The 1,088-nt window shown below is 65.5% G+C and carries 1 protein-coding gene; it reads right to left on the bottom strand.

Translation table 11 applies throughout. From position 1 onward, the window contains the following. Positions 1-237: 237 nt before the first annotated feature. On the bottom strand, positions 238-873 hold the full coding sequence (locus tag CJ197_RS14775) for a recombinase family protein (RefSeq protein WP_102237480.1): 636 nt from the start codon (positions 871-873) through the stop codon (positions 238-240). Positions 874-1,088: the final 215 nt, after the last annotated feature.

Genomic DNA, 1,088 nt, shown 5'->3' with positions numbered 1-1,088 from the left:
GCTTCCTCATGACGACAACCTCCCGCAGGTCACCACGACCCGCCATCTCAGGTGTCAACAACAGAAGGGTAAGCCCACCACACGGCTTGCGGGAACCAGCCGCCGTTCTCACGATTGACCAACGTCTCCGGTCAGTACAACTAGCGGCGGGAAGAGCAGCTTCCCATCCAGCGCGGTCAAGGTCTCGGTCATGGACGCGAGGGTAGAGCCTGCCCCCGACAAAACAGCCCCGGCGCGTCAGGACCCATCCGAGGGCAGCGGCAGTCCGGGCTGCCCAAGGCTCCGGTAGAGCGTGGATCGGCTGATCCCGTAGTCGGCCATGAGCTGCTTCTTGGGGACGCCGGCCAGGGCGCGGGTGCGCAGCTCCTCCAGTTGGGCTGAGGTGAGCTTGCGGGGCCGGCCCTTGTAGGCGCCGCGCCTCTTGGCCGCCTCGATGCCCTCGCGCTGCCGCTGTCGGATGAGCTCGCGCTCGAACTCGGCGACGGCGCCGATCAGGTGCATCTGGAAGCGGGCGAACGGGTCATCATCACCGGCACGGAAGATCAGGCGCTCTTTCAAGAACTCGACGGCGGTGCCCTTGTCGGTGAGCTGCTGGACGATCTGGCTTAGGTCGGCCAGGGAGCGGGCGAGGCGGTCCATGGATGCGATGACCACAGTGTCGCCCTGGCGGGCGTAGGCGATGAGCTCTGCGAGTTGCGGGCGCCCCTCGGTGCTCTTTCCGGAGGCGTGTTCGGTGAAGATGCGGTCGCACTCCCCCACGGCCTCGAGCTGCCGCGCGGGGTTCTGCTCGACGGTGGACACGCGCACGTATGCGATGCGCTGCCCTGCCGGATCCGTCTTGCCCACAAGAGCCTCCCCGCGTCTCACAATCATCCAAGAGGTCACCGGGACTCTATCTCAAAAATGGTTCAGCAACCTTATGAAACAGGGACAACGCATCGTGAGCGGGGTCGCGTATGGGTGTACCCCAGCGGGACGCTTGAGTCGTGCCACAAACGACCGTTTACGGCACGCCCGACCGGTAACCTCGGCGCATGATGGAGAGTGGCGACCAGCTGACCGAGACCGTGCTTCTGCTGGCGGTGCCC

The sequence above is a fragment of the Brachybacterium sp. UMB0905 genome (assembly GCF_002871795.1).
Lineage (GTDB): Bacteria > Actinomycetota > Actinomycetes > Actinomycetales > Dermabacteraceae > Brachybacterium.
The sequence above is the reverse complement of the archived record's forward strand: the minus strand, read 5'-3'. Positions and strand labels throughout refer to the sequence as shown.

Coding starts and splice junctions, on each gene's coding strand:
- CJ197_RS14775 (WP_102237480.1), bottom strand. CDS start 873: ATGATTGTGAGACGCGGGGAGGCTCTTGTGGGCAAGACGGATCCGGCA.